Below are 23436 nucleotides of genomic sequence, written 5' to 3' on the forward strand. Positions count from 1 at the left end.
ATGCGTGGCCTCGGCAACCACCGTGGCGCCCCGGAGGAGTCAGACGCGGCGGAACAGGAGGTCGCGCACCCCGTGGCCCTTGTGCAGACCCTGCCGCTCGAAGCGGGTCATCGGCCGCACCGGGGGGCGCGGTTCGGCGAAACCGCCGCCCGCCGAGGCGTTCTCGTACGCCGGATGCGCGGTGAGGACCTCCAGCATCTGCTCCGCGTAGGGCTCCCAGTCCGTCGCCAGGTGCACCAGCGCGCCGGGACGCAGCGGCACGGCGGCCAGGTCGAGGAACTCGGTCTGCACGATGCGCCGCTTGTGGTGCCGCTTCTTCGGCCAGGGGTCCGGGAAGTACAGGCGGAGTCCGGACAGCGAGTCAGGCGCCAGCATCTCGCGCAGCAGGATGATCGCGTCGCCGTTGGCCACACGGACGTTGACGAGGTCGTTCCGCTCCGCCAGCCGCAGCAGGTTGCCCTGGCCGGGGGTGTGCACGTCGACCGCCAGGATGCCGGTCGCCGGATCGTCCGCGGCCATCTGAGCCGTCGCCTCGCCCATGCCGAAGCCGATCTCGCAGACCACTGGGGACCCGGCGGGCAGCGAGTCGAAGAGGGCGTCCAGGTCGAGCCGGGACAGGCCGTCCACGTCGACGCCCCAGTGGGGCCACATCCGTTCCAGCGCCTTGCGCTGGCCGTGGGTGACGCGGCTGCGGCGCGGCTGGAAGCTGCGGATGCGGCGCTCGTGGTGCGACCCGGCGGGGTCGGCGGCCGGGCCGGCGCCGGGCGCGAACATGGGTGCGCGGGACCGCTCCTCGGCGGCCGGACGGTCGGGCTGAGCTGGGGTGGAGGCGTTGTCGGACACAGTGCGTCCGATTCTACGGGCGCCCCGGAGGCCGGCCCGGGGCCAGGTGGAGGCGCCGGTGCGACGCGGATGCGACGGGGGAGCGGGCCCGGACGCCGCGTCTGTACCAAGGCCGTACCAGCAGCGCCACAGCCCTGTGCCCGTTGGTCATGGGCGCGCCAACGACGGCACGGGCCGCCGTACCCTCACGTACGTGCCCGGCGGGGATCGGGCGCGTCTGCACACGAACGCCCACGGGGGAAACACATGCAGCGCACGACGAGAATGCTCCGCAACACCGCCCTGCTCGCGGCCACCGCCACCGCCCTGGTGTCGATGGCCGCCTGCACGCCCGGTGACTCCGGTGGCGACAAGAGCAAGGGCGGGAGCGAGTCCTCCGGCAGCGAGTCCTCCGGCAGCGACTCCGGCACCGGTTCGTCCGGGAAGTCGGAGGCGAAGACCGATGGGGGCATGCTCCGGCTCGGGGAGACCGCGGCCGAGCCGACCGAGATTTCGTCCGCGAAGAAGACGGCCGAGTTCCGCGTGACCATGGAGAAGGTCGTCATGGGCGAGCCGGGCGACCTCGACGAGCTGGACGACGCCAAGAAGTACGCGGGCAAGGTCCCGGCCTGGCTGTACGCCACTTACGAGCACGCCGGCGGCGACTCCCCGATCGAGCTGTCCACGATCAACGACCTCGGCGTGACGGTCGAGGGCGGCGAGCGCGGCCGTCCGCTCATCCTGATCATGGGTGAGCTGTCCGCGAAGCCGGCGGACTGCAAGGAATCCAGTGACATCGGCGAACTGGCCTCCGGGCAGAGCGGCACGGTCTGCCAGGTCTTCCTGGTGCCGGAGGGCAAGGCGGTGGAGACCGCGCTGCTCAGCCGCGGCTTCACCACTGCGCCCACCGAGTGGGAGGTCGACTGACGCGTCAGCGGGCCATCGCGGCCAGCACCCGTGCGGCGACCTCGCGCCCGATCGGCAGCGAGGCCGTCGCCGCCGGGGACGGCGCGTTGAGCACGTGCACCGTATGCGGCGACTCGGCGAACAGGAAGTCGTCCACGAGCGTGCCGTCCGGCAGCACCGCCTGGGCCCGTACGCCGGCGGGCGCGGGGCGCAGGTCGCCGGACGTCACCTCGGGCAGCAGCCGCCGCACCGCCGCCGTGAAGGCGTGGCGGGACAGCGAACGGTGCACCTCGCCCGCGCCGTACCGCCAGTGCCGGCGTGCGAGGTGCCAGGCACCCGGGTAGGCCAGCACGCCGGCCAGCTCGCGCGGCCGCAGCGTCGTGGGGGCGTAGCCCTCGCGGGCGAGGGCCGGTACGGCGTTGGGCCCGATGTGCACCCCGCCGTCGATGCCGCGGGTCAGGTGCACCCCCAGGAACGGGAACGCCGGGTCCGGCACCGGGTACACCAGGCCGCGCACCAGGCCCGCCCGCTCCTCGGCCAGTTCGAAGTACTCGCCGCGGAAGGGGACGATCCGCATGCCCGGGTCGTCGCCGGCGAGCCGGGCGACGCGGTCGCAGTGCAGACCCGCGCAGTTGACCAGCGCCCGCGCGCGCAGCACCGAGCCGTCGGCCGTACGCACGGCCACGCCGCGTCCCGCGCGCCGGTCGACCGCGGCGACCTCCGCGCCGTACCGGAGGGCCGCGCCGCCCTCCACCGCCAGGCGGCCGAGGGTACGGGCGACGGCGGTGAAGTCGCAGACGCCGGTGGTGCCGACGTGGATGGCGGCCACGCCGCGGACGTGCGGCTCGTACTCCCGGAGCTGCGCCGGGCCCAGCTCGCGCACCGGGATGCCGTTCTCACGGCCGCGCTGCACCAGCGCGTGCAGTCGCGGCAGCTCGCTCCGGTCGACGGCGACGATCAGCTTGCCGGTCACCTCGTGCGGCACGTCGTGCGCGGCGCAGAACTTCACCAGCTCCGCCGCGCCCCCGGTGGCGTAGCGGGCCTTCAGCGAGCCGGGCCGGTAGTAGATCCCGCTGTGGATCACGCCGCTGTTGCGGCCTGTCTGGTGCAGGGCCGGGGCGCCCTCCTTCTCCAGCACGACCACGCGCGTTCCGGGCGCGGCCCGTGTGACGGCGTACGCGGTCGAGAGGCCGACGATGCCGGCGCCCACGACCAGCACGTCGCAGTCCAGGGCGGCACCGCGGGGGTGGGCGGGCGCGAGGTTCTCCGGGGACGACACGCTTCTCATCATGACCGGTGGGGGCGTGGTTGATGCGTGCGGCAGGGGGGCGGACGGCGGCGGAGGGGGTCCGCCCGGTGGCGGCTGGGGTGGTCGGCGGTGCGGCGCCCGGACGTCACGGCGGGGTCCTCGGCCCCGTCACGCCGGGGTCTTGAGCAGGGGACGCGCCCGTTCGCGCAGCTCCGCGACCCGGGGCTCGTCGCCGTACGGCTCCAGGCGGTGCAGCAGGTCGCGCACGTACTCGGTGGTGCGGGCGGAGGAGATGCGGCCCGCGACCTCGACGGCGAGTGTGCCCGCCGCGCAGGCCGCGTCCAGGTTGCCGGACTCCAACTCGGCGACGGCGGACACCACCAGCCGTAAGCCGTGCGAGCGCACGAACTCCTCCGTCGGCCGGGACAGCGCCTGCTCGGTGAAACGGCGGACCTGGCGCGGGGCGTTCAGGTCGCGGTAGCACTCGGCGGCGTCGGCGGCGAGCCGGTCGTAGGAGTAGAAGTCCAGCCAGGAGGGGTCGGCGTCGCCCGGACGCGCGCGCTCCAGCCAGCCCTCCGCCGCGGTGATCGCCGCCTCGCACGCCTGCGCGTCGCCGGACTTGGCCAGTGCGCGGGCCTCCACCAGCCGGAAGAAGCTCATGGTGCGCGCGGTGGCCAGACCGCGGTTGCGTTCGACGGCGGCCTGCGCGAGATCCACGCCCTCGTCGGCGAAACCCCGGTAGGTGGCCTGCAGCGACATGGAGGCCAGCACATAGCCGCCGAGCGGCACGTCCGCGGCGGCGCGGGCCAGGCGCAGCGCCTGGATGTAGTAGCGCTGGGCGGCTTCCTGCTGTCCGGTGTCGAAGGCCATCCACCCGGCGAGGCGGGTGAGTTCGGCGGTGGCGCCGAACAGCGCACGGCCGACCTCGTCGGAGTAGGCGCCGAGCAGCAGCGGGGCGGCGTCCACCCGCAGGCACTCCGGGACCATCGACGAACGCCAGTCGCCGCCGCCGTACTTGGAGTCCCAGCGACGTGCCTCTTCGGCGGCCTCGCGCAGCTTGGCGACGTCCGTGTGGCCGACCCGGAGCGACGCGGCTGCCGACGCGTCGCCCTGGCCCGCGGCCTCCTGCCGTGGGGCGGACGGGTCCTCGCGGTCTGCTGCCGCATCGGCGAGTTGGGCGGGCTCACGTGCCACCGAACTGTCGGCGGGCGTGATCAGCCACCGCGAGGTGGGGGTGGCGTACGCGCTCACCGCGAAGGAACCGGCGAGCGTTTGCCAGATGCCGCCGCCGCGCCGATTGCCCAGGTCGAGGCGGTACAGGTCGGTCGCGGACTTCACGGCGTCGCGCACGTCGCGCGGGAAGGCCAGCCCGACCTCGGGCGCCGGGTCGGACACGGCGAGCCCGATCTCGTGCAGCGGCACCGGCCGGCCCAGCTTGCTGCCTATCGCCGCGGCGATGAGGTGCGGCGCGACGCCCTGAGGCACCATGCCCTTCGACACCCACCGCGCCACCGACGTCTTGTCGTAGCGGAGCGTCAGACCCCGCTGTGCGCCCAGGTCGTTGACCCTGCGGGCGAGTCCGGCGTTGCTGATCCCGGCGAGGGTGAGTACGGTGCCGAGCTTATCGTTCGGCCCGCGTTGCTCCCTGGACATGCGGCACCCCTGACACAGCGACGGCCGCGCATCCGGCACACGCGGAACTCCCCGCCCGCGCCGACCGGTTCGCCGGGCGGGCCGGGGACTCCCGCCACGCCGTGGCGCGGGAAAGTACTGCACCCACAGTAGTTCGCCGCATCCCTACCGTTAAGAGGAGCGGCGGCGGTTGGCGTATTCGTGCCCGTGGCGCACGGCCCCGGGCACGTACCCGTCACGTGCCCCCGGAGTGTGGCCGTGCGCCCGCCCGTGCGCCTTGGGTGGAAGGCCCGGAAGCGCTTCCATGGGTCCCGCGTGGGTCGGCCCGCCGCTCTGCACCGGCGGGCCGGGGAGACCGCCGACCCCATTCCCCGCGGGCGGCGGCGCGGTCCGGGGGGCGGTGGGTGCCTCCCGGGCCGACAATCTGGCCGAAATGACACCGGTCGACTCCCCCGGCATATTCCACCCGCCGCCCCCCACGTCGGTGGGCGCGCGAGCGGTGCACGTCACGCAAACGTGCGCCCCCTATCCCCCTCCGATGCGCCCGAGGCGTGGCAGCATGGTCGCTACAAGCGGCTGGCAGCAGCACCGGAACCTTGAACGTTGCGAGCCTGCGGACCTGTTCGAGCTTGGACCTGACGGGCGGAGGCGGGCGGCCATGCGGTGGTTGGTGGGCTGGAACAGCCCTGCGGCGCGTCCCGCGGGCGTCCCGGGCCCCACGGGAGCGGGAGCGTACGGCTCCGGCGGCTACGGCCACGCGGGCCACGGCTCCGGCGGCTACGGACCAGGCGGGTCGTACGGCTCCGGCGGTCACGGGACGGGGACCGCGTACGGCCCTGCCGGGGCGTACGGAGGGCTCGCCGGTGTCCCCGGCGAGGTGAGCGGCGAAACGGTACGCCCCGTCGGCGGGCAACTGCTGTGGGGCGGACCGGGCGAGAGCGATCCGCTGTGGGCGGTCGGCGACTGGAGACCCGACGAGGTCCGCGTCGTGCACGGCGACGGTGGCAACCGCCTCGCGGTGCTGGGTAGTTGTGGCGCCGGTGACGAGGAGCTGCGGGCCGGCCTGTACACCGCGCGCGGCGGCGCGCTGCGCCACCTGACGGCCTGGCCCGGCAGCTACACCGTGGTCGTCCGCATCGGACGGCGCACCACCGTCCCCGCCGACCTGGCCGGCGCGCGGCCCGTCTTCCACGCCCCCTGGGCGGGCGGCACCGCCTACGCCACCGCTGCCCTCCCGCTCGCCGACCTCATCGAGGCCGAACTCGACATCTCCCACCTCGCCGCGCTTCTCGCCTGCCCCGACGCGCCCGAGGCACTCGGCGACGGCACCCCGTACGCAGGCGTGCGACGCGTGCCCCCCGGCCACGCGCTGGTCCTGCGCGAGAGCAGCCGCGAGATCGTCGGCTACGAACCCACCGCCTCGCTCGCCGTCTCCGCCCCGCCGCCGCTCGACCCCGACCTCGCCGTCGCCGGTGTGCGCGACGCGCTGGTCGCGGCCGTACGCGCCCGGCTCGCGGCACCCCGGCACGCCTCCGAACACGACTTCACGCCCCCGGGGCCACGCGACCCCGGCCCGGTGCCCGGCATGGGTCCCGCCGACCGGCGGGCCGCGCGCGGCGCCCCCGAGCCCGGCATCGGCGCCGACCTGTCCGGCGGCCCCGCGTCCGCCACGCTCGCGCTGCTCGCCGCCGGGCTGCCCGGCATGCCCGGCACCGTCCACGGCACCGGCACCGCGTCGGCCGGGGAACGCCTCCTGGCCGTCACGTTCAACGACCTGACCGCCGCCGGCGCGGCCGAAGGCCGCGCAGCCGAGATCGAACGCGCCCGGCTCCTCGCCGAGAACCCCCGCCTGCACCACATCGTCGTCACCGGCGGCGACGAGTGCCTGCCGTACGCCGATCTGGAAAGCGGCCCTCTCACCGACGAGCCGGGGCCCTCCCTCGTCGCCGCCGAACGGCACCGCAGACGCCTGGCCGCCGGCAGCGCCGACCACTTCGTCGGTCTCGGCGCCCGCCAGGTCCTCGACGCCCACCCCGCGCGCCTCGCCGACCTGCTGCTCGACCGCAGACGCCGCCACCTGCTGCGGCCCGTCGCCGCGCTGGCCCGCGCCGAAGGCGCCGAACGCGCCGGTCTCCGCGCCGCGCAACGCGCCGCCGAACGCGACCGGGCCGACGGAGCGGACGCCGCCGACCCGGCCCACGCGGCGCACGCAACCGGCGCCGTCCCGGGGGCGGGCCGCTCCGTACTCGTCCCCGTCACCGTCTACCGCGCCGCGCGCCGCCTCGCCCGCACCCCCTACCGCGAGGGCGTCGAGGCCGCCGCCGCCCAGCTCCGCGACGGACGCGTCACCGGCGCCGCCGCCGGCATCCCCCGCGCCCGCGGCGGCCCTTCGTCCGCCGGAACGCGCGGCACCGGCGGCACCAGCACCCTGGACCTCTCGCTGGCAGCCCTCACCTGGTGCCGTCCCGGACCGGCCGCCCGCTGGATGACCGGCGAAGCTCTCGCCGAGGTCTCCTTGCTGCTGGAGGGCGCCGCGCGTGTCCGGCCCATCGTCGAACGCCCCGGCGAACGTCGCGCCCGCGCGGCACTCGCCCGCCAGGCCGCCGACCACCGCGTGCTCGAACAGGCCGCCGAGATCCGCAACCAGCGGCTGCACGCGCCCTTCTACGACAACCAGGTCGTGCGCGCCTGCCGCGAACTTCCCGAGGCCGCCCGCGTGAAGCCCGGCGCCCGCGCGTCGGTACTGCGCGCGGTGCTGGCGGGCGCCGGCGTGCACGACGTGCCCTCCGGGTGGGGCGCCCCCTCGCACGCCAGCCAGCACGCCTCCGCGCGGGCCGGTCTCCGCGCCGCCGCCGACCCGCTCGCCGACCTCTTCACCGCCCCGCTGCTGGCCGAGGCCGGACTCATCGAGGCCCGCGTCGTCCGCCGCGCACTCCTGGCCGCCGCCGACGGCGAGCGCGTCCCGCTGGACGGGCTGGCCGACCTGGTGTCCACGGAGATCTGGCTGCAGCGCCTGATCGCCCGCCGCGGCACCTGCTGGACCGGCGCCGACGCCCCCCGCCAGCGCGCCGCCACCGCCGTCGTCACCCCCACCCCCGACCGCCCCATGCTCTGACCCGCTCCGGGGCCGCGAGAGCTGCGCGGCCCTTCCGTTGTCGTCGGACCGGACGGCCGGCGGCCGGGGCCGCGTACCGCCCTCGGGTCCTCCCGCCGCCGCGGTGGAGGCATGCGCTGTCCGTGCGGGCTCCTCGGCATGGCCCGAAGGGCGTGGCCGGCGAGGCGAGGACGAGGTGTCGGCTCTTCCCACTGCGGCGCGGCAGTCCGGTCGGGCGCCGGGGTGTTCCGCCCGGCGGGCGTGGCACGGCCACCGGCCGGGGCTGAGGACGACGCCTCACCCCGCTCCAGCCGCCCCGGCAGCGTCTCGCGGGACCGGGTGGCTGGAGACCTTCAGCGCACCCACCCCCGAGAGCACCCGGTTCCCCGGCCTGCTGTGGTCGTTCTCCGCGTATCTGGAGGGCGGACCGCAGGCCGTGCTGCCGCTGATGGACGTGAGCGTCGCCAACTGCCGTGCGCTGGCCGGGCCGTGGGAGCTCGGGATCGTGCTCCTCTTCCGGGCGCACCTGCGCTTCGGCACCCCCGGCGGGTTCGAGCGCGCCGCCGCCGACCTCGCCGAGATCGACGCACTGTCCGGGACGACCGGCGACCGCTGGCTGCTGGGGCAGGTCTGCGGGCTCCGCGCCGAGATCGAGACGGCGCGCGGGCACTACGAGCGGGCCCGCGCCGAGATCGAGACCGCGCTGCGGTACGCGCAGGAACTCGGCGCCTTCCTGGAGATGCCGTTCCTGCTCGCCCGCATCGCCGAGACCTGGGTACCGGCAGGGAGACAGCGGGCAGGCGGAGAAAATGACGCTGCGACGCCGAGGAGGAGGGCGAACGCCTCGGCGTCGCCGACGCCCGCACGTACGCCTCGCTGGTGCGCACCCTGCCGGCCCTGGAGCGCGGCGATGCGGAGCGCGGGCGCGCGCTGTGGGAGCAGACCCGCGCGTACGCCTGCCACGGCTCGCCGCCCGACGTGCTGTCCATCGCCATCGGTTCGCTCGGGGCACGGATCACCCCCCTCGCCGGGAGGGCCCGGCAGGCCCTGGCGCAGGTGGGGAATGCGCTGCGGCTCGTGGAGCGGGGCACCGCCCCCGACGCGCTGGTGGCCCATGTGCTGCTGGACGCGGCGGTGATCGCCGTGCAGGTAGGGCATCCCGCCCAGGCGCTGCGCCTCGCGGACGCGGGGCGGGCGATGCGCGGAGCACTGGCCGCGAGCGTGCCCGAACGGCGTGAGGACGCGTGGGTGCGGGCGCGGGCGGCCGCAGCGAACGGGGGGCGGACACGGCAGTCCGGCGCTGGAGGTGCACGAGGCCGTACGGCTGCTGGACGCACTCGCCGGCGCGGGCGGCGGCTCCGAGGCCCCCGACCACACTTCCGAGCCGCGCCCGGCGGGCCGTACGGTCAACGGCAGCTGATCCGCGCGTCCGCCCAGTCGGCGAGCAGCAGGCGGTCGGCCGGACCCTGCGGGCTCACGGGCTGCACCACCAGCCGTACCGTCCGCACCCCGGTCAGCGGTACCCGGACGGGTACCGGCGTGGCGCCGCGCCGGACCGGCTGCGACTGCCACAGGCGTGACCCGTCACCAAAGACGGCGAAGCGCACGGCACGGTCGGTGAGCGTGAGCCGATCGACGCGGGCCAGGGCGTCGTAGGAGGTGCAGCTGCGGTTGAGGTCGACGGTCACCGACGAGGGGGCAGGGACGCGCACGCCGCCGTAGCGCTGCCACAGCCAACTGCTCTCTCCGGCGCGGAAGGTGGGGGCGTCTCCGCGAGGGCCGGGCCGTGCGGTGTCCCAGCCGAGCCGTTCCAGCCGGAAGGTCTCCGGGGCGGGCGGCGGAGACGTCGGAGTCGGGGTGGGCGAAGGGGGAGAGGGCGCCGGGGGCTCGGGGGCGGGCTGGGGCCGCGGTGGACGGGACGACGGCCCCGGGGCCGGGCGCGGCGCGGCGGCCGGGGGCTCGGCCCCCGGCCGGTCCACGGGGGCGGCGGGCCGGGGCGGTTCCGGCTCGGGCGCAGGCTGCGGCGAGCGGGGTGGGGGCGACGGGGCGGCGGGGGCGACGGAGGGCTTGGCCTGCGGTGCGGGGGCCGGCTGGTCGTCACCGATCAGGGTCAGGGCCACGGCTACCCCGGCCGCCGTCACGACGCCCGCCGCGACACCGATCTTCACGGGTGCGCCCACGCCTTCGGCGACGGCGCCGCCACCCGCGGCGCCCGCGCCCGCCGCACCGCCGGTCGCCGCGGCCCCGGCGACCGCGCCGCCGCCCGTGAGCAGGCCGAGCGCCTTCGCCCCACCCGCCGCACCGAACCAGCCCAGGAAGGCCACCGGCACGAGCAGCCTGATCTGCGCGTTGAGGTCCACGACCTCGAGCGCCGCCGTCCGGCAGGCCGCACACGTCTCCAGGTGCCTGCGCAGCCCGCGTTCGGCGCGCATGCGCAGGCCGCCGCGCGCGTAGGCCCCGAGCCGGTCGGCGTACCTGGCACATGCGCCGCCCTCTGTCCTGGCCCGGTTCACGTGTGCCTGGAGGTAGGCCTGCTTGAGCTTCTCCCGTGCGCGGTGGGCGAGCACCGCCGTCGCGTTGTCGGAAAGTCCCAGCAGCGGGGCGACGTCCCTGGGCGACTCCTCCTCCACGGTCGTGTGCCACAGCACGGTCTGGTACTTCTCCGGCAGGCTGCGGAACGCCCGCACGGCCATGGTCCGGTCGGCTTCCTGCATCGCCCGCACGTCCGCGCCGAGCGACAACGTCTCCTCGTCCGGCGACGAACCCCCCGGCACGGTGCGTGAGACCCCGGCCGCCGACTGGGCGAAGGCGGCGAAGTCCTCCACCAGGTGCTCCCGCTTCGCGGTCCGTGCCCAGGCCGCGGCCACCCGGCGCACCGAGGTGAGCAGGTACGCGCGCACCGCCGTGTCGGGGCCCGCCCCCGCCCGTACGGCCTGGAGGGTGCGGGCGAACACCTCGTTGGTCAGGTCCTCCGCCGTGTGCGCGTCCCGGCAGCAGGTGCGCGCGTAGCGGCGGACGGCCGCAGCGTGGCGGTGGTAGAGCGTTTCGTACGCGGTGGTGTCCCCGCCCCGCATCCGGCGGAGCAGCGCGGAGTCGGACTCCGCCGGGCTGCCGCCGGACTCGGAACGCCCCGCGCCGCGCCACTCACGCTGCTGCGGGACGGAACGCCCTGCCGGTGCCTGGTCCGCCTCCGCGCCGTCGGGCCCTGCACCTCCCGTGGTGGCGTCCCCGCCGCCGGGCGGTGCGGAGCGGCCCGGCGGAACGGCGTCGACCGGGCCTCCCTGCCCGGGCACGGGCGGGACCGTCGACTCGCCCGTCCCGCCCCGGCGCAGCTCGCCGTCCGACGGCTGCCCGTCGCCCTCAACGCCCATCCCGCACGCCCCCGAACCGGCTGCTGCCGCGCGAACTCCGGTGATCCGGCACAGCCTGCCACAGCGGAGGCCCCCGAGTAGGGCTCGGGAAAGGGCCGTTCACCCTTCCGGGGCATGTTCGACGTCAGTCCCGGGCGCGCAGTCCGTCCAACAGGATGTCCAGCAGCCGGGCCGAAGCGGCGGTCTGCTGCGCGGCATCCGGCAGCGTGGGCGCCGCTGTGGCTATCACCAGCAGCACGTCACCGACGGAGACGTCCTCGCGCAGCCCGCCCGTGGCGCGGGCGCGCTCAACCAGCTGTCCGACGACGTCGAGGAGTTCCACGCCCAGCGGGTCGGTCTCGTCCGGGCCGAGCCCGTCGGGTCCGGCCTCCTCGCGGCCGGCCGGGGCGCCCCCCGCAGGGACCCGCTCGACCAGCCGCAGGTCCGGCTGCCCGGACCGCCCCGCTCTGCCGCCGTCCTGCTCCGGGGCGTCGCGCGGGGACGGCACCAGGGTCCGTTCCCGCGCGGCGTCGCGCGCGGCCCCGGCGCGCAGTATGCGGGGCGGCAGCAGCCGCCCGGCTCCCGAAGCCGCCGACGTCCGCAGGAAGCGGGCGAGCGCCGACCAGGGCTCGTCCTCCTGCCCCAGAGCCGTCTGCGCCTGCTCCGTCAGCCGCGCGGTCTCCTCCTCGGCGATCCGCCGGACCAGCACCTCCTTGCTGGGGAACCGGCGGTAGACCGTCCCCACCCCGACGCGCGCCCGGCGGGCGACGTCCTCCATCGGCGCGCCGTACCCCAGCTCGCCGAACACCTCACGCGCCGCCCGCAGCACATGCTCCAGATTGCGCTGGGCGTCCACCCGCAGCGGAGCGGAACGTGAAGAAGAGCCCTGAATCCCCTGAAAACTCATGTATTTCCCCCGGTGATGGTGTCTCCCCCCGGAGACCCCCGCCCCATGTGTGGTCTTGCCCTACGGACAACGCATAGGAAGCCGCCCCCGTCCGCTTACGAACATAGTTGAGCCCACGTCAAGAGAGAAGGGGCAATTTTCGTGCGCCGCTTTCACCACCTCGTCCGGCGCGTTCACCGCCCTCCCCGCGCCCTCCGGACGATCATCGAATCTCGTCTCTGAGCTGCGAAGATCCCACCTCACCCGAATGCCGCAAGCAAGCGGAACTTCTGCCTCCATCTGTCACACAATCCGCGCGGACCTGTGGACAAACATGGCGCTCGGGGTGCGTCATGGACGAGTGACGAACGAACCTGAGCGCATTCTCGTCGTCGGCGGCGGATACGTCGGCATGTACACCGCGCTGCGCCTGCAACGGAAACTCAGGCAGCGGCTCCGGAAGGGCGACGTCCAGATCGTCGTGGTCGACCCCGAGCCATACATGACGTACCAGCCCTTCCTTCCCGAAGCGGCGGCCGGCTCCATCTCGCCGCGGCACGTCGTCGTACCGCTGCGCCGCACGTTGCCCGACTGCCAGGTCGTCGTCGGCGAGGTCAAGACGATCGACCCCGAGGCCCGCGTCGCGACCGTGGAGACCCTCGCCACCGCCGAGGAGGGCTCCGGTCCGCTCGAGGTGACCTGGACCGAACTCGTCCTCGCACCCGGATCCGTGTCCCGCACCCTCCCCGTGCCCGGCCTCGCCGAGCACGGCATCGGCTTCAAGAACGTCGAAGAGGCCATCGGGCTGCGCAACCACGTCCTGGAGCAGCTCGACATCGCCTCCTCCACGCGCGACCCGGACGTGCGCGACGCCGCGCTCACCTTCGTGTTCGTCGGCGGCGGCTACGCGGGCGTCGAGGCGCTCGCCGAACTGGAGGACATGGCCCGCTATGCCTGCCGCTACTACCACAACCTCAAGCCCGAGGACCTGCGGTTCCTGCTGGTCGAGGCCAGCGACCGGATCCTGCCGGAAGTGGGCGAGGACATGGGCCGGTACGCCCTGCGCGAGCTGCGCGCCCGGAACATCGACGTGCGCCTGGAGACCCGCCTGGAGACGTGCGAGAAGCGCGTCGCGGTGCTGAGCGACGGCTCCCGCCACCCCTCCCGCACGCTCGTGTGGACCGCCGGTGTCAAGCCGCACCCCATCCTCGCCGCCACCGGGCTGCCCCTCAACGACCGCGGGCGGCTGCGCTGCACGGCGCAGCTCCGCGTCGACGGAACCGACCACGTCTGGGCGGCCGGCGACGCCGCCGCCGTCCCCGACCTGGCCGCCGAACGCAACGGCAACGGCAACGGCGGCGGCCGCAACGCCGACGGCTCCGAGCGGAAGCCCGAGTGCGCCCCCAACGCCCAGCACGCCGTACGCCAGGCCCGGGTACTCGCCGACAACGTCGCGGCCGTCCTCAACGGCGGCGAGGTCGCCGACTACCGCCACGCGTACGCGGGTTCGGTCGCCTCCCTCGGTCTGCACAAGGGCGTTGCCCATGTGTACGGACGCAAGCTGAAGGGCTACCCTGCCTGGTTCATGCACCGCGCGTACCACCTGAGCCGTGTCCCGACCTTCAACCGGAAGGCCCGGGTGCTCGCCGAGTGGACGCTCTCCGGTCTCTTCAAGAGGGAGATCGTCTCGCTCGGTTCACTCGAACACCCCAGGGCGGAGTTCGAACTGGCGGCGGGCACGGGCCGCCACCCCGAGGCGAGCTGAACGGTCCGCATCCGGCGCCGCGGTGGGAACGAGCCGCCCGTCCGCGCCCGCCAGGGGTGTCAGCGCGGTGGGTCACACTGGACGTGTGACCATGGGTGAAGGCGGCACCGGCACACGGTGACGGACACGTCGGCCGCTGCAAGAACGACGACACCGGCGCTCACCGCGCGACGCGGCGACGCTCAGGACACATGCGAGGATTCGGACGACGTGAATTTCACGCGCTGGAGCGCCCGACTGCCCGGCACCCAGCGGCGCACCGCCGCCGCGCAGGCCGCCAAGGGCACGAAAGTGCGGCAGCCGTCCGGCTCGCAGACCGGTGCCTCCGGCACGGTCCCGGCCGCCCGCGGCGAATCCGGCCGCACCGACGCCGGCCACGGCGAACCGCACGGAGGTGACACGGGCCGGGGAGAGCGCAACGGCCCCAAGCAGGGCCGGGCCGGGCGCAGTCGGCGCGGCGGGCCGGAGGGCGCGGACCCCGAGCTGCCCGGCGCCATCGAGGCGCTCACCGTGCACCACCTTCTCGGGCAGGTCCCCGCCCTGGTGGCCGTGGTGCACGGTCCGGACCACCGCATCGCCTACGTCAACGACGCCTATGCCGAGGTCTTCGGCCCGCGCAGAGGCGGTGAACCCGCCCGCACCGCACTGCCCGAACTCGACGAGCTCGGACTCCTGCCGCTGATGGACCAGGTCCTGCGCAGCGGGCGCCCTCGCACGGTGAAGTCCCGCCGCGTGGCGCCCGCGCACGGGCCGCGCAGCACCGCGTACTACACCTTCACCTGCACGCCCATCCCCGCGGCCGGCGGCGGCGGCGTGCTCATCTTCGCTGCCGACGTCACCGACCAGGTCGAGTCGGCCGAGCGGGTCCGCAGCAGCGAACGACGGCAGCGCGAGGCCGCCGTCACCCTGCAACGCAGCCTGCTCCCGCAGGAACTGGAGCAGCCCGACGAACTCCGCGTCGCCGCCACCTACCAACCGGGCGGGACGGACGCCGCCGTCGGCGGCGACTGGTACGACGTCATCACCCTCGGCGCGGGCAGGACGGCCGTCGTCATCGGCGACGTGATGGGGCGGGGTGTCCGGGCCGCCGCCGTCATGGGCCAGCTCCGCACAGCCGTACGGGCCTACGCCCGACTGGACCTGCCGCCGCACGAGGTGCTGCAGCTGCTCGACGGTCTGGCCTCCGAGATCGACGCCAGCCAGATCGCGACCTGCGTCTACGCCGTGCACGACCCCAGCGAGGGCCGGCTGTACTACGCCTCCGCCGGACACCTCCCGATACTGGTCCGCGCGGCCGACGGCTCGGTGCAGTCCGCCAGCGACCCCACCGGCCCGCCGCTGGGCACCGGCGGCTGGCTGCACACCTCGGGCTCGCTCGCGCTCGAAGAGGGCGCCACGGCCCTGCTTTACACCGACGGCCTGGTCGAACGCCGCGACGCGGACATCGACGAAGGGCTCGCCGTCCTCGAGCGGGCCTTCGCGGGCGCCACCGGGCCCCCGGAGGTGGTGTGCGACCGGATGCTGCGCGCCCTGCGCATCACCGCCGAACACGACGACGACGTCGCCGTGCTGGTCCTCCAGCACCCCGAACGCACCGGGCACGACGCGGAGCTCTTCCGCGGCGCCTCCCTCGACCTGCTCGGCGGTAAGGAAGCCGCGCCGCGCGCCCGCGCGTTCGCCTCCGGCGTGCTGAGTTCCTGGCGGTTCTCCACCGAGGTGCAGGACCTGGGAGTGCTGGCCGCGAGCGAACTCGTCGCCAACTCTCTCCAGCACGGCACCCCGCCGATGCGGCTCCGGCTGCGGCGCACCGACCGGCGGCTCATCGTGGAGGTCACGGACGGGGACGACCATCTGCCGAGGCGCCGCCGCGCCGACCCGGTGGACGAGGCGGGGCGCGGCATCTCCATCGTCGCCACGGTCGCCTCGTCGTGGGGTTCGCGACGCACCCAGGGCGGCGGCAAGGCCGTCTGGTGCGAATTCGCCCTGCCCGCCGGCAGCTGACCGTACGCGCGGCGCGCCCCCGCCCCGGATGCGGCGGGGTCAACTCGCGGTGTGCACCACCGCGGTCGCACCGGCGGGGGGCGCCGCGTGCCCCTCCGTCGTGTCCGCCCCCGGCTGCACGGAGGGGCCGCCCGTGCGGATGATCCGCGAGCCGCCGGCCACCGAAGGGTTGTCCTGCTCCGCGGTCAGGTGCCGCCCCATCCACAGGGCCAGCACCGAGATGCCCAGCGAGCAGAGCACCAGCATCACGATGTACGCGGCGTGCAGGCCCTGAGCGGCCATGAGGCCGCCGACGGCCGGGCCGACCGCCACACCGAGCTGTTTCACCAGGGCGAACGCCGAGTTGTACTGCCCGACCATGCGCTGCGGCGCCAGGTCTGCGACCAGCGGAGCGACGGTGGGCGACAGCATCGCCTCGCCGAGACCGAACAGCGCGTAGGTGGAGATCAGCAGCGCGGTCGCCACCGCCTGGCCCGACGGCACGAGGCCGGAGACGCCGGCCGCCAGCCAGGCCACCGTCCACACCAGACCGACCAGGGCGACGATCCGGCTGCGGCGCCGGCCCTCGGCCAGCCGCAGCACGACGAACTGGGCGACCACGATGACCGAGGTGTTGGCGAAGAGCGCGACGCCCAGGGTGGACGTCGAGATGCCGGTGACCTCGACCGCGTAGGCGGCCAGGCCGGACTCGAACTGCCCGTAGCAGGTGAAGAACAGCACGAAGCCCATGACGCAGAGCAGCAGCATCGCCCGGTGCGACAGCATCTGCCGCCATCCGCCGCCGGGCCGGTCCGCCTCCGTGGTGGACATCCCCGTGGTGGCACCGCCCGGCTTGGGCAGCCGCACGGTCCGCAGCACGCCGCCGAGCACCAGGTACATCACGGCCTCGATCGAGAACAGCAGGGTGAACGACGAGGGCTGGTGCTCGTCGACGATCTGCCCGCCCAGCAGCCCTCCGAGCCCCAGGCCCAGATTGAGCAGGAGGAACTGGGTCGCGAAGGCCCGTGACCGGGTGGCCGTGGTCGAAGACCAGACGATCATGGTCGCCAGCGCGGGCTGGATGACGGCGATGCCACCGCCCATCAGCGCCGCGGCGGCCAGGACGGACGGCGCGGTGTCGGACACACCCACCCCGAGCGCACCCACGGAGGTCGCGCCCACACCGACCAGCGCCACCGGCAGCGGCCCGCGCTGGTCGATGACCCGCCCCACCAGGGGCAGAACCAGCAGCGCAGCGGCGGCGAAAACGGCGAGCACGGCGCCGGCCGTACCGGAACCGAGCGCGCGTACCTGAGCCACATAGAGGAACAGGTACGGCACGGTGAAGCCGCTGCCGAACGCCGACAGTGCGTTGCCGAGCTGGATGCGGCGCAGGTTCGCGCCCTTCTCGAGAGTCACACTCACCTTCCCAGGCAGGTCGAAGCCCGTGCCCGCAGCGGGGAGACGACCGCGACACGGAAGGACGCAGTCCGGCTCCCGGACGTGCGGGTGGGCTTCGAAGACGGATACTTCAGAGCTAAAGTTCGAAGCTAAACACTACACATCGCAGGTCTTCGACGCTAATCGGGTTCGTGCGATACTCGACACCATGCCGCCGGACAACCAGCCGCCCCTCGATGAGCAGATCGCCATCTACCAGCGCGAGTTCCGCGACCTCGACCCCCAGGTCGAGAAGGTGGTCAACGCGCTCTCCCGGCTGGACCGGCGCATGAGCGTGGCCTACGGGCGGCAGCTCGGCACCCTCGGGCTGGGCAGCGCCGAGTGGGAGGTGCTCAAGGAGCTGGTCATGGCCGGCGACCCCTACCAGCTCTGGCCCGGCACGATCGCCAAACGTCTCGGCCTCACCGCGGCGGCCATGACCCACCGCATCGACCGCATGCTCACCACCGGGCTCGTCACGCGCGAGCGCGACGAGGAGAACCGCACCCGCGTGATCATCGGACTGACCGACCTGGGCCGGGAGAAGTGGCTGGAGGTCATGCGCAGCGCCTCTGTCTTCGAGGAGGAACTGCTCCAGGACCTCTCTCCTGCCGAACGCGCCGTGCTCGGTGAGCTCCTGACCCGTCTGTTGCGCCGGGTCGAGGACGCACAGCCGGACGCGAGCGGCCGCCTGACCGACCTGGGCTGAAGCGCGCGCCCCGCCGAGGGCGTTTGACACGGACCAACCGGATGCGTAATGTTCATCGGGTTGCCACGGGGGCCTTTGGTCCTCCGGGTGACCGATTCCGCCGTCGTATGACGGCATCCACTACGCAGTGCGATCTCCCATCGGGAGCGATTTCGGCATGCCGGAATTTCTTTCGAAAGGCTCGATTTGGAGCCGGCGGGTAAATCCTCTAACGTGGTGGACACGCCGCAAGGCGGAAAAGCAGGACCCAGCAGTGCCCCGCCGACAGGGGGTCAGATCGGGAAAGAAGATCTGATAGAGTCGGAAACACCGAAGGGAAGCGCCCGGAGGATCCTGTGAAAGGGTTCCGATGGAAGCGTCCGTTCCTTGAGAACTCAACAGCGTGCCAAAAGTCAACGCCAGATATGTTGATACCCCGTCCCCCTGTTTTGTGGGGGCGTGGTTCCTTTGAAACACAACAGCGAGGACGCTGTGGATCGTCGGGTTATTCCTCCGGCGGTTCCGCTCTCGTGATGTGTCGACCCGGATATCCGGGAAGCATTCACGGAGAGTTTGATCCTGGCTCAGGACGAACGCTGGCGGCGTGCTTAACACATGCAAGTCGAACGATGAAGCCGCTTCGGTGGTGGATTAGTGGCGAACGGGTGAGTAACACGTGGGCAATCTGCCCTGCACTCTGGGACAAGCCCTGGAAACGGGGTCTAATACCGGATATGATCACCGGCCGCATGGTCTGGTGGTGGAAAGCTCCGGCGGTGCAGGATGAGCCCGCGGCCTATCAGCTTGTTGGTGGGGTGATGGCCTACCAAGGCGACGACGGGTAGCCGGCCTGAGAGGGCGACCGGCCACACTGGGACTGAGACACGGCCCAGACTCCTACGGGAGGCAGCAGTGGGGAATATTGCACAATGGGCGCAAGCCTGATGCAGCGACGCCGCGTGAGGGATGACGGCCTTCGGGTTGTAAACCTCTTTCAGCAGGGAAGAAGCGCAAGTGACGGTACCTGCAGAAGAAGCACCGGCTAACTACGTGCCAGCAGCCGCGGTAATACGTAGGGTGCGAGCGTTGTCCGGAATTATTGGGCGTAAAGAGCTCGTAGGCGGCTTGTCGCGTCGGATGTGAAAGCCCGGGGCTTAACCCCGGGTCTGCATTCGATACGGGCAGGCTAGAGTTCGGTAGGGGAGATCGGAATTCCTGGTGTAGCGGTGAAATGCGCAGATATCAGGAGGAACACCGGTGGCGAAGGCGGATCTCTGGGCCGATACTGACGCTGAGGAGCGAAAGCGTGGGGAGCGAACAGGATTAGATACCCTGGTAGTCCACGCCGTAAACGTTGGGAACTAGGTGTGGGCCACATTCCACGTGGTCCGTGCCGCAGCTAACGCATTAAGTTCCCCGCCTGGGGAGTACGGCCGCAAGGCTAAAACTCAAAGGAATTGACGGGGGCCCGCACAAGCGGCGGAGCATGTGGCTTAATTCGACGCAACGCGAAGAACCTTACCAAGGCTTGACATACACCGGAAACGGCCAGAGATGGTCGCCCCCTTGTGGTCGGTGTACAGGTGGTGCATGGCTGTCGTCAGCTCGTGTCGTGAGATGTTGGGTTAAGTCCCGCAACGAGCGCAACCCTTATCCTGTGTTGCCAGCAACTCTTCGGAGGTTGGGGACTCACGGGAGACTGCCGGGGTCAACTCGGAGGAAGGTGGGGACGACGTCAAGTCATCATGCCCCTTATGTCTTGGGCTGCACACGTGCTACAATGGCCGGTACAATGAGCTGCGATGCCGTGAGGTGGAGCGAATCTCAAAAAGCCGGTCTCAGTTCGGATTGGGGTCTGCAACTCGACCCCATGAAGTCGGAGTCGCTAGTAATCGCAGATCAGCATTGCTGCGGTGAATACGTTCCCGGGCCTTGTACACACCGCCCGTCACGTCACGAAAGTCGGTAACACCCGAAGCCGGTGGCCCAACCCCCTTGTGGGGAGGGAATCGTCGAAGGTGGGACTGGCGATTGGGACGAAGTCGTAACAAGGTAGCCGTACCGGAAGGTGCGGCTGGATCACCTCCTTTCTAAGGAGCAGCTGGCTGCCGGGCCTTTGTGGTCTGGTGGTCCAGAGCCATTACGCCGGCGCGTGTCCGGCGGTGGTCGCTCATGGGTGGAACGTTGACTATTCGGCATCGGCCTTCGGGTCTTTCTTGTGAGTACTGCTTCGGCGTGGAAAGCGAGAGGGGTTCGGGGTGGGTGTCGGGCGCGCTGTTGGGTGTCTGAGGGTGCGGCCGTGTGGTCGTCTTCCTCTGGTGCCGGTCCCAGTGTTCTCGGGTTGTTGCTCGGGGTGATGGGTGGCTGGTTGTTGTTTGAGAACTGCACAGTGGACGCGAGCATCTGTGGCCAAGTTTTTAAGGGCGCACGGTGGATGCCTTGGCACCAGGAACCGATGAAGGACGTGGGAGGCCGCGATAGGCCCCGGGGAGCTGTCAACCGAGCTGTGATCCGGGGGTGTCCGAATGGGGAAACCCGGCAGTCGTCATGGGCTGTCACCCGCACCTGAATGTATAGGGTGTGTGGAGGGAACGCGGGGAAGTGAAACATCTCAGTACCCGCAGGAAGAGAAAACAACCGTGATTCCGGGAGTAGTGGCGAGCGAAACCGGATGAGGCTAAACCGTATGTGTGTGATACCCGGCAGGGGTTGCGCATGCGGGGTCGTGGGACCGTACTTCAGTTGTCTGCCGGCGGCTGGGCGAGTCATAAATTGTGGGTGTAGGCGAAGGGCATGCGAAAGGCCCGGCGTAGAGGGTAAGACCCCCGTAGCTGAAACATCTGCAACTCGTTTGTGCGGCACCCAAGTAGCATGGGGCCCGAGAAATCCTGTGTGAATCTGGCGGGACCACCCGTTAAGCCTAAATATTCCCTGGTGACCGATAGCGGATAGTACCGTGAGGGAATGGTGAAAAGTACCGCGGGAGCGGAGTGAAAGAGTACCTGAAACCGTGTGCCTACAAGCCGTGGGAGCGTCGCACAGCAAGCTTGCTTGCTGTGTCGTGACTGCGTGCCTTTTGAAGAATGAGCCTGCGAGTTTGCGGCATGTTGCGAGGTTAACCCGTGTGGGGGAGCCGTAGCGAAAGCGAGTCCGAAGAGGGCGTTGAGTAGCGTGTTCAAGACCCGAAGCGGAGTGATCTAGCCATGGGCAGGGTGAAGCGGAGGTAAGACTTCGTGGAGGCCCGAACCCACCAGGGTTGAAAACCTGGGGGATGACCTGTGGTTAGGGGTGAAAGGCCAATCAAACTCCGTGATAGCTGGTTCTCCCCGAAATGCATTTAGGTGCAGCGTCGTGTGTTTCTTGCCGGAGGTAGAGCACTGGATAGGCGATGGGCCCTACCGGGTTACTGACCTTAGCCAAACTCCGAATGCCGGTAAGTGAGAGCGCGGCAGTGAGACTGTGGGGGATAAGCTCCATGGTCGAGAGGGAAACAGCCCAGAGCATCGACTAAGGCCCCTAAGCGTGTGCTAAGTGGGAAAGGATGTGGAGTCGCAGAGACAACCAGGAGGTTGGCTTAGAAGCAGCCATCCTTGAAAGAGTGCGTAATAGCTCACTGGTCAAGTGATTCCGCGCCGACAATGTAGCGGGGCTCAAGCACACCGCCGAAGTCGTGTCACTCACACAATAGGTCCAACGACCGTGTGGGTGGGTAGGGGAGCGTCGTGTGCCGGGTGAAGCAGCCGTGGAAGCGAGTTGTGGACGGTATGCGAGTGAGAATGCAGGCATGAGTAGCGATACGTACGTGAGAAACGTGCGCGCCGATTGACTAAGGGTTCCTGGGTCAAGCTGATCTGCCCAGGGTAAGTCGGGACCTAAGGCGAGGCCGACAGGCGTAGTCGATGGATAACCGGTTGATATTCCGGTACCCGCTGTGAAGCGACCCACATCGAATCCAGTGATGCTAAGCCCGTGAAGCCGCCGGTGGATTCTTCGGATGAAGTCGGAGTGGTGGAGCCGGTGGCCCGAGCTGGTAGTAGGTGAGTGATGGGGTGACGCAGGAAGGTAGTCCATCCCGGGCGGTGGTTGTCCCGGGGTAAGGGTGTAGGACGTCAGGTAGGTAAATCCGCCTGGCTTGTGTCTGAGACCTGATGCCGAGCCGATTGTGGTGAAGTGGATGATCCTATGCTGTCGAGAAAAGCCTCTAGCGATGTTTCATGGCGGCCCGTACCCTAAACCGACTCAGGTGGTCTGGTAGAGAATACCGAGGCGTTCGGGTGAACTATGGTTAAGGAACTCGGCAAAATGCCCCCGTAACTTCGGGAGAAGGGGGGCCACGTCTGGTGATGGGACTTGCTCCTTGAGCTGGGGGTGGCCGCAGAGACCAGCGAGAAGCGACTGTTTACTAAAAACACAGGTCCGTGCGAAGCCGTAAGGCGATGTATACGGACTGACGCCTGCCCGGTGCTGGAACGTTAAGGGGACCGGTTAGTCATTCTTCGGGATGGCGAAGCTGAGAACTTAAGCGCCAGTAAACGGCGGTGGTAACTATAACCATCCTAAGGTAGCGAAATTCCTTGTCGGGTAAGTTCCGACCTGCACGAATGGCGTAACGACTTCTTGACTGTCTCAACCATAGGCCCGGTGAAATTGCACTACGAGTAAAGATGCTCGTTTCGCGCAGCAGGACGGAAAGACCCCGGGACCTTTACTATAGCTTGATATTGGTGTTCGGTTCGGCTTGTGTAGGATAGGTGGGAGACTGTGATGCTCAAGCGCCAGCTTGGGTGGAGTCGTTGTTGAAATACCACTCTGGTCGTGCTGGATGTCTAACCTGGGTCCGTGATCCGGATCAGGGACAGTGTCTGGTGGGTAGTTTAACTGGGGCGGTTGCCTCCTAAAGAGTAACGGAGGCGCCCAAAGGTTCCCTCAGCCTGGTTGGTCATCAGGTGGTGAGTGTAAGTGCACAAGGGAGCTTGACTGTGAGACTGACGGGTCGAGCAGGGACGAAAGTCGGGACTAGTGATCCGGCGGTGGCTTGTGGAAGCGCCGTCGCTCAACGGATAAAAGGTACCCCGGGGATAACAGGCTGATCTTCCCCAAGAGTCCATATCGACGGGATGGTTTGGCACCTCGATGTCGGCTCGTCGCATCCTGGGGCTGGAGTCGGTCCCAAGGGTTGGGCTGTTCGCCCATTAAAGCGGTACGCGAGCTGGGTTTAGAACGTCGTGAGACAGTTCGGTCCCTATCCGCTGCGCGCGTAGGAGTCTTGAGAAGGGCTGTCCCTAGTACGAGAGGACCGGGACGGACGGACCTCTGGTGTGCCAGTTGTTCTGCCAAGGGCATGGCTGGTTGGCTACGTTCGGGAGGGATAACCGCTGAAAGCATCTAAGCGGGAAGCCTGCTTCGAGATGAGGACTCCCACCCCCGTTGAGGGGTTAAGGCTCCCGGTAGACGACCGGGTTGATAGGCCGGATCTGGAAGCCCAGTAATGGGTGGAGGTGACCGGTACTAATAGGCCGAGGGCTTGTCCATAGAGGCTCGCGTCCACTGTGTGGGTTCTGAGACCACAACCAGGTCGAGAACCCGTAATTCCTTGCCCGCCTTTGGTGGTGTGTGGGGGTTGC

The 23436-nt window shown here is 70.8% G+C and carries 12 protein-coding genes and 2 rRNA genes; 8 read left to right on the top strand and 6 right to left on the bottom strand.

Annotated elements, in window-relative coordinates; all coding sequences use genetic code 11:
* Window positions 1-39 precede the first annotated feature (39 nt).
* Complete coding sequence (gene trmB / locus E4198_RS14050) at window positions 40-855, bottom strand: tRNA (guanosine(46)-N7)-methyltransferase TrmB (RefSeq protein WP_247597924.1); 816 nt, start codon at window positions 853-855, stop codon at window positions 40-42.
* Between the two features lie 234 nt (window positions 856-1089).
* On the opposite strand from trmB, the gene E4198_RS14055 reads away from it, so the two are divergent.
* A complete protein-coding gene (locus E4198_RS14055; RefSeq protein WP_136183447.1) occupies window positions 1090-1749 on the top strand; it encodes a hypothetical protein in 660 nt (219 codons plus the stop codon).
* A gap of 4 nt (window positions 1750-1753) precedes the next feature.
* Here E4198_RS14055 and lhgO read toward each other — a convergent pair whose 3' ends face one another.
* Window positions 1754-3007: an L-2-hydroxyglutarate oxidase gene (gene lhgO / locus E4198_RS14060; RefSeq protein WP_247597681.1), complete on the bottom strand. Its 1254-nt coding sequence runs from the start codon at window positions 3005-3007 to the stop codon at window positions 1754-1756.
* A gap of 138 nt (window positions 3008-3145) precedes the next feature.
* Window positions 3146-4630 carry an MFS transporter gene (locus E4198_RS14065; protein WP_136183448.1) on the bottom strand — a complete coding sequence of 495 codons (1485 nt, stop codon included), beginning with the start codon at window positions 4628-4630 and terminating at the stop codon, window positions 3146-3148.
* Window positions 4631-5267: 637 nt separating this feature from the next.
* On the opposite strand from E4198_RS14065, the gene E4198_RS14070 reads away from it, so the two are divergent.
* Together E4198_RS14070 and E4198_RS14075 are read left to right on the top strand one after the other, a co-directional pair.
* Complete coding sequence (locus E4198_RS14070; protein ID WP_136183449.1) at window positions 5268-7724, top strand: asparagine synthase-related protein; 2457 nt, start codon at window positions 5268-5270, stop codon at window positions 7722-7724.
* Between the two features lie 427 nt (window positions 7725-8151).
* Window positions 8152-8841 (top strand): hypothetical protein, encoded by a 690-nt coding sequence (locus tag E4198_RS14075; protein WP_136183450.1) that lies wholly within the window; start codon window positions 8152-8154, stop codon window positions 8839-8841.
* Between the two features lie 268 nt (window positions 8842-9109).
* On the opposite strand, the gene E4198_RS14080 is transcribed toward E4198_RS14075, so the two are convergent.
* Window positions 9110-11074: a sigma-70 family RNA polymerase sigma factor gene (locus E4198_RS14080; RefSeq protein WP_136183451.1), complete on the bottom strand. Its 1965-nt coding sequence runs from the start codon at window positions 11072-11074 to the stop codon at window positions 9110-9112.
* 124 nt (window positions 11075-11198) lie between these two features.
* On the bottom strand, window positions 11199-11960 hold the full coding sequence (locus tag E4198_RS14085) for a helix-turn-helix domain-containing protein (RefSeq protein ID WP_136183452.1): 762 nt from the start codon (window positions 11958-11960) through the stop codon (window positions 11199-11201).
* A gap of 340 nt (window positions 11961-12300) precedes the next feature.
* Here E4198_RS14085 and E4198_RS14090 point away from each other — a divergent pair, with 340 nt between their 5' ends.
* Both E4198_RS14090 and E4198_RS14095 read left to right on the top strand, forming a co-directional pair.
* Window positions 12301-13704: an NAD(P)/FAD-dependent oxidoreductase gene (locus E4198_RS14090; RefSeq protein WP_348771302.1), complete on the top strand. Its 1404-nt coding sequence runs from the start codon at window positions 12301-12303 to the stop codon at window positions 13702-13704.
* A gap of 210 nt (window positions 13705-13914) precedes the next feature.
* Window positions 13915-15705 (top strand): SpoIIE family protein phosphatase, encoded by a 1791-nt coding sequence (locus E4198_RS14095; RefSeq protein ID WP_210732825.1) that lies wholly within the window; start codon window positions 13915-13917, stop codon window positions 15703-15705.
* 39 nt (window positions 15706-15744) lie between these two features.
* Here E4198_RS14095 and E4198_RS14100 read toward each other — a convergent pair whose 3' ends face one another.
* Entirely contained in the window at window positions 15745-17103 is a 1359-nt protein-coding gene (locus tag E4198_RS14100) for an MFS transporter (RefSeq protein WP_136183454.1), read from the bottom strand.
* 190 nt (window positions 17104-17293) lie between these two features.
* On the opposite strand from E4198_RS14100, the gene E4198_RS14105 reads away from it, so the two are divergent.
* From E4198_RS14105 to E4198_RS14120, 3 genes are all read left to right on the top strand, one after another.
* Complete coding sequence (locus E4198_RS14105; RefSeq protein WP_136183455.1) at window positions 17294-17833, top strand: MarR family transcriptional regulator; 540 nt, start codon at window positions 17294-17296, stop codon at window positions 17831-17833.
* A 540-nt stretch (window positions 17834-18373) separates the two neighbouring features.
* Window positions 18374-19902 (top strand): 16S ribosomal RNA (locus tag E4198_RS14115).
* A 317-nt stretch (window positions 19903-20219) separates the two neighbouring features.
* Window positions 20220-23344, top strand: a 23S ribosomal RNA gene (locus tag E4198_RS14120).
* The 16S and 23S rRNA genes sit together here, the layout of an rRNA operon.
* Window positions 23345-23436 lie beyond the last annotated feature (92 nt).

This window comes from Streptomyces sp. RKND-216 (assembly GCF_004795255.1).
Classification (GTDB): Bacteria; Actinomycetota; Actinomycetes; order Streptomycetales; family Streptomycetaceae; genus Streptomyces; species Streptomyces hazeniae.

Bases quoted from the DNA above. Each gene is read 5' to 3' on its own strand.
- E4198_RS14055 (WP_136183447.1), top strand. From the start codon at position 1,090: ATGCAGCGCACGACGAGAATGCTCCGCAACACCGCCCTGCTCGCGGCC.
- E4198_RS14065 (WP_136183448.1), bottom strand. From the start codon at position 4,630: ATGTCCAGGGAGCAACGCGGGCCGAACGATAAGCTCGGCACCGTACTC.
- E4198_RS14070 (WP_136183449.1), top strand. From the start codon at position 5,268: ATGCGGTGGTTGGTGGGCTGGAACAGCCCTGCGGCGCGTCCCGCGGGC.
- E4198_RS14075 (WP_136183450.1), top strand. From the start codon at position 8,152: ATGGACGTGAGCGTCGCCAACTGCCGTGCGCTGGCCGGGCCGTGGGAG.
- E4198_RS14080 (WP_136183451.1), bottom strand. From the start codon at position 11,074: ATGGGCGTTGAGGGCGACGGGCAGCCGTCGGACGGCGAGCTGCGCCGG.
- E4198_RS14085 (WP_136183452.1), bottom strand. From the start codon at position 11,960: ATGAGTTTTCAGGGGATTCAGGGCTCTTCTTCACGTTCCGCTCCGCTG.
- E4198_RS14105 (WP_136183455.1), top strand. From the start codon at position 17,294: ATGCCGCCGGACAACCAGCCGCCCCTCGATGAGCAGATCGCCATCTAC.